Annotated in this window: 6 protein-coding genes; 2 read left to right on the forward strand and 4 right to left on the reverse strand. The window is 46.7% G+C overall.

Annotation, left to right across the window (positions count from 1 at the left end; all coding sequences use genetic code 11):
* Nucleotides 1-146: 146 nt before the first annotated feature.
* The 4 genes from AB7U36_RS18450 to AB7U36_RS18465 form a co-directional block, all read right to left on the reverse strand.
* A complete protein-coding gene (locus AB7U36_RS18450; protein ID WP_428161138.1) occupies nt 147-521 on the reverse strand; it encodes a response regulator in 375 nt (124 codons plus the stop codon).
* A 39-nt stretch (nt 522-560) separates the two neighbouring features.
* Nucleotides 561-1,022: a chemotaxis protein CheX gene (locus AB7U36_RS18455; RefSeq protein ID WP_428161133.1), complete on the reverse strand. Its 462-nt coding sequence runs from the start codon at nt 1,020-1,022 to the stop codon at nt 561-563.
* Between the two features lie 53 nt (nt 1,023-1,075).
* On the reverse strand, nt 1,076-1,429 hold the full coding sequence (locus tag AB7U36_RS18460) for a PilZ domain-containing protein (protein WP_428161134.1): 354 nt from the start codon (nt 1,427-1,429) through the stop codon (nt 1,076-1,078).
* A 95-nt stretch (nt 1,430-1,524) separates the two neighbouring features.
* Nucleotides 1,525-3,051, reverse strand: a complete 1,527-nt coding sequence (locus tag AB7U36_RS18465) for an HD domain-containing phosphohydrolase (RefSeq protein WP_428161135.1) — start codon at nt 3,049-3,051, stop codon at nt 1,525-1,527.
* Between the two features lie 239 nt (nt 3,052-3,290).
* Here AB7U36_RS18465 and AB7U36_RS18470 point away from each other — a divergent pair, with 239 nt between their 5' ends.
* Nucleotides 3,291-3,749, forward strand: coding sequence for an Lrp/AsnC family transcriptional regulator (locus tag AB7U36_RS18470; protein ID WP_428161136.1), 459 nt, complete (start codon nt 3,291-3,293; stop codon nt 3,747-3,749).
* 25 nt (nt 3,750-3,774) lie between these two features.
* Nucleotides 3,775-4,837: diaminopimelate decarboxylase (locus tag AB7U36_RS18475; RefSeq protein WP_428161137.1), on the forward strand; the 1,063-nt coding region annotated here is incomplete at its 3' end.

Raw genomic sequence — 4,837 nt, forward strand, 5'->3', positions numbered from 1 at the left:
AACCTTACGCACCCGGTCAAGCACGGCCATCAGTCCCTGACTCACACCGGCAATGCCGCTACGGTCAAAACCTGACACATCTTTGAGCGGGGCGTCAGCAGCGCCGGATCTTTTTTCGGCTGTTGCTTGGACCATGGGGACCTGACTCACTTAAGGATCTTTTTGAGTTTGTCGGAAATGGCCTCTGCTGTAAACGGCTTGACCACATAATTGGAGACACCGGCTTGTACGGCTTCTATGACGTTCTGTTTCTGGGCTTCTGCTGTGACCATGAGGAAAGGTGCTTTCTTGTACTGAGTGCTGGCCCGCACCTTTTTCAACAATTCAAGCCCTGTCATTTTGGGCATGTTCCAATCGGAAATAATCAGATCAATCCTCTGGCTTTCAAGGACCTCCCACGCCGTTGTACCATCATCGGCCTCCACCAGATTTTTAAAACCAAGCTGTTTTAAAATATTCTTCAGAATACGGCGCATGGTCGCAAAATCGTCAACTATCAAAATCTTGATGGATGTGTCCATTGCCACATTTTCCTCCTTAATTGGATTGAAACCCATCTTCTATCTATCAAAACACACCTCAATTGTAAAATATCCACCATCGGTTTGAAAAGGGATCGCGATTTTAGGGCCGTTCCCATAGTGCCTGATAGTATGTTTTTTTCCAGTGATCACTGATGGTATGGCAGCCTTGAACACCTTGCCCATTTCATCAAGTTCCCGCCGGGCCTGTCCGGAAATCATATTTGTCAATTCCCCAACAGCATCGGCGATATCCTCATTAAGCCCGTCTATCTTTTCTCCGAACATGTTGGAAACTACCTTTAGAATACATTTTTCTTCAAAGGTAACGGCAATGGTTCCCTGGGCGACCCCGGTCAGTCCTAGGACACCGGTCACATCACCCACGGCGATATTATTTTTTTTCAGGTAGGGTTTTCCCGCTGTAACCGTAACAAAAGCCATTGTTTCCAGCACGTTAATGGTTGCATTGATGAACGGATTGATCAGTGTAACATCCAAGGTCCAACACCTCCGGCCGGTTTTAAGCGTTGCCCCGCATACTGCCTGGACAACTAATCACTGCCTTCAATATTATACAAAACTAACGTTTTCAGATGGGTATATGTATCTACGTCCATGGACTCGAACTCTACACCGAATCCGGCATCCGTATGCCTGACGATTCGTCCTTGAATTTCCAGCCTGAGATCGTCTACTCCTCCGGACAGGTAAACATTCACCCGGCACACCGTATCCAAGGCCGGCCGCTTGTCTGTTTTGACAAACACCCCTCTCTGGCTCAGATCTTTTGAGTTGGCCGCAAGCTTGACGTTTTGTCCGGATTCATCAAGCATATGAATTTCAATTTTGGTTGTAAAAACTACCCTGGAAAATTTTCGTCTGTCGCTTTTGTCTGAAATGCTCAATGCAATTTCACTCCACGCTTAAAGATCTAAAACTATTTTTATGCTTGGTAATTTCCTATATTAGATTAGCATATTTCATTTTCATGCTCAAGCCATTAAAAATCATCCGGCAGGTCCTGATCCGCCACCCGGAGAAAAGCATCCACAACAACAGGATCAAACTGAGAGCCTGAATTTTTAATTATAATGTCAAGAACGACTTTCTTATCCATTTTCCTGCGGTAGGCCCTGTCCGAGGCCATGGCGTCATAACTGTCGGCAACGGACAATATTCTTGCAAGTTTAGGAATTTGTTCCCCTTTAAGGCCGTCGGGATATCCTGTACCGTCAAAACGTTCGTGATGATGCCTGATAATCTGCGCTTCCCTGCCCCACAGCCCCAGTTTGCTTATAATATCAGCGCCGATGGCAGGATGTTCTTTTATTTTTTCGTATTCATCTTCGGTAAGGCGACCGGGTTTTAAGAGGATATCATCCCTGATACCTATTTTACCGATATCATGTAGGCTGCCTGCCACATTGATCATGTCCAGCTCTTCTTCGGTACACCCCATTTCCCCGGCAATCATATGGGAGACTCTGGCCACCCTGGTGGAGTGCTTGCGGGTATATAGATCCCGGACTTCAAGGGCCGTAACAAATGCAAACAGGGTGGAAAACAGGTTCTCGTATATATTTTCATATAAAGCAATATTTTCAATACCTGAAGCGGCTTTCTGGGTAATAAAGCTTAAATAGTAAATATCCTGTTCTCCAAAAAACCGCGGCCCCTGGAAAATATAAGCTGAAACAACACCGAAAATCTTATCCCGGATTTTCAATGGTGCAACCATAAAGGAGTGTACCTGCCCCCTCATTGATGGGATACCCACCGCATCTGCAATAAGACAGGGCGTGTGATCACTTCCCAACGACTCTATGATAAATGCTTTTTCCTGTTCCGGAATGTCTGTGAAATAGGATGCCGGGTATTTTTTATTTTCCGCACCAGCCTTGTCTACAAGGACCAGGAAGCGATCCTGTTCTGAATAAACATGAAAAAAAACCAGGTCCGCCTTGAGTTCTTCGACGCCTAACCGGACAACCTTGTTAAAAATTTCGTAACTGGAATCAACGGCGGCAAAATCCTCCATGACCCGGTTTAAGGTATTAACATCCTCCACTTTTTTAATCAGTTCGTTGTTGAGCTGACGCAGCCGCTCCCGACGCTCCACTTCCTCCTTGAGAATCAGATTTTCAACAAAGAGACCCCGTTCACGCAGTATCCTGCGAAGGGTCAACTCCATCTGCTCAAGGTTCACCGGCTTGATCAGGTAATCCACAACCCCGTTCTTCAAAGTCTGGATGGTATTGTCAAGGGACGGATACCCGGTCATCACCACAACGGGCAGGGTACTTTCAACATGGCGGATTCGTTCGGCAAGTTCGAGCCCGTCCATCACAGGCATATTGATATCGGTAAAAACGCAGTCTAGTTTCTCCCGGTTGACAATATCCATGGCCCGTGCCCCGTTTTCTGCAGTATATACCTGGTATCCCTTCCTTTCAAAAAATGCTTCGGTGACGTCCAGAATGCCTTCCTCGTCATCCACCACCAGGATTTTAATGCTGTTCTTGTCCATCCACCCCAACCTGTTGTTAATCGGAATTCACCTAAAATTTACATGTATATGAAACACTGTATTTTATCAACAAAAATCAAATTGTCCAAAATTCCGGCGATATTCACACAAAGAGAATTTAATTTATATTTTCTCATTATTTAAAGAATAATATTCTTGACTTTGCAAAAGATAGCGAATATCATTTTAAGATACTGAAATTTATATGATAAATTTAGCATAAATTGAATATTATTGCCATGGATAAAACTGATCTGGAAATTCTTAAAATCCTGCAGAAAAAAGCCCGTATCCCCAATATTGAGATTTCCAGGACCATTGGCATGGCCCCTTCCGCAGTGCTTGAGCGTATTAAAAAACTGGAGGCAAAAGAGGTCATCCAGGGCTATGAGGTGCGCCTGAACCCGGATATGTTCGGATGTGCCATGACCGCCTTTGTCAGCATCCAGGTCACCCGCCCGTCCGGAATCCGGGAAACCGGCGAACAGCTGGCAGCCATAGAACAGGTCCAGGAAGTCCATTATCTGGCGGGTGGAGATACCCTGATGATTAAAATAAAGGCAGCCGGCAACAGGGCACTGGAAGAACTGATACAAACCCGGATAGCCGATATGAGCAGTGTAAAGGCAACTAAAACATTTATTGCGCTTTCCACGTTCAAGGAAAGTGCAAAGATCAAACTTCCGGATGACGTTTAATTTATTATTATAGAGGAATATTACCATGCCTATTTCACCTGAATTCAAAGAGAGACTGTCAACGGTGGTTCAGGATGCCGTCGCAGCCTTTGGCACTCCTTTTCACATCTATGATGAAACCGGGATCATTCAAACCTGTCAGGCCCTGAACAACGCGTTTGCCCCCATTGACGGATTCAAGGAGTATTTTGCCGTAAAGGGCCTGCCTAATCCCACGGTGATGGCACTTCTCAAAGCCCAGGGGTTTGGTTTTGACTGCGCTTCGGTACCGGAAATCGTACTGGCCCGCAAAGTGGGAAGCAATGCCGAAGATATCATGTTCACCTCCAACAACACTACCCGGGAACAGTTAAAAACAGCCATGGACCAGGGGGGCTGCATCATCAATCTGGATGACATCACCCTGATTGCCAAACTGCCGGCCATACCCGATCTGCTCTGTTTCAGATACAACCCCGGCGCGACACGCCAGGGAAACGCCATTATCGGCAAACCCGAAGAAGCCAAATACGGTCTGACCCGGGACCAGATCTTTTCAGCCTATGGGCAGGCCCTGGACCTTGGCGTCAAACGATTTGGCCTGCATACCATGATAGCGTCCAATGAGCTGAATTACCAATATATGATCGACACGGCGGACATGCTGCTGGAACTGGCTAAAGATGTAAGCCAGGCCCTTGATATCCGATTTGAGTTCATAAATATTGGCGGCGGTTTAGGCATTCCCTACACACCGGATGCCCAGGCATTTAACCTTGAAGGCATGGCCGGCGGCATCATCAAAGCCTTTGACGCCTTTAAAGCAAAAAACGGCTGGGTACCCAAACTGTATATGGAAAGTGCCCGGTTTATCACCGGTCCCCACGGTGCCCTTGTCACCTCGGTGATCAACCATAAAAACACTTACCGCAACTATGTGGGCGTGGATGCGTCCATGTCGGCATTGATGCGCCCCGGGGTGTATGGTGCCTACCATCACATCCACATCCATGGCAAGCCGGAATCCGCCCCCTTAAAAACAGTGGATGTCGTGGGTGCGCTGTGTGAGAATAATGACAAGTTTGCCCTCCAAAGGCAGTTGCCCGAAA

The sequence above is a fragment of the Desulfobacter sp. genome, assembly GCF_050177295.1.